The sequence below is a fragment of the Mesorhizobium sp. M0106 genome (genome assembly GCF_040322715.1).
In the GTDB taxonomy this organism is placed as follows: domain Bacteria; phylum Pseudomonadota; class Alphaproteobacteria; order Rhizobiales; family Rhizobiaceae; genus Mesorhizobium.
Map to the genome: position 1 here is coordinate 1 of NZ_JAMYUA010000155.1, position 526 is coordinate 526.

The following is a 526-nucleotide window of genomic DNA, read 5'->3' on the forward strand; positions in this document are numbered from 1 at the left end:
GCCGAAGCGAGCGCGCCAACCGCGGCTGCGAGCGCACCCACAAGGCTGTAGCGCGCGAACATCTTGGTCCGCGCGGCGTCGGTGACTTCGCGTGTGAGGACGGCATGCTCTAAGGGCACGAACACGCTGACGCTGCCGGCCGACGGGTTGATGGTGCCTGCGAAGGCGATCACCAAAAGCAGCGCGTAGTCGTGGACCACAGCAAAGGCCACACCCGTGGCGACCATCAGACTGGCGGCGGCAAGCAGGAGTTGGCGGTGATCGTGTCGGGCACCAAGGAGTCCGACGGCGATGGTCAAGAGCGCTGAACCGAGCAGCGATCCGGTTGCAATGATGCCGACCTGCAGAGGCGCGAAGCCTAATGCGAGGAGATAGACCGGCAACAGAACGGCCACGAAGCCATCGCCCATGTCGCGCAGGGCTCGGGCCGCAAAAAGAAAAGTCGCCGGGCGGATCTGCTGCACTGGTCTAGCCTGCCCTCATCACCTGCGTTGGCGTCAACGGCTTTGGCAGCGTCGCTCGACAG

At 64.8% G+C, this 526-nt stretch carries 1 protein-coding gene; it reads right to left on the reverse strand.

Annotated features, from left to right (window positions below; genetic code table 11):
• Positions 1-410, reverse strand: a 410-nt coding sequence (locus NKJ55_RS35560) for an MFS transporter (protein WP_352453951.1), incomplete at its 3' end; no start/stop codon positions are given.
• Between the last annotated feature and the right edge of the window lie 116 nt (positions 411-526).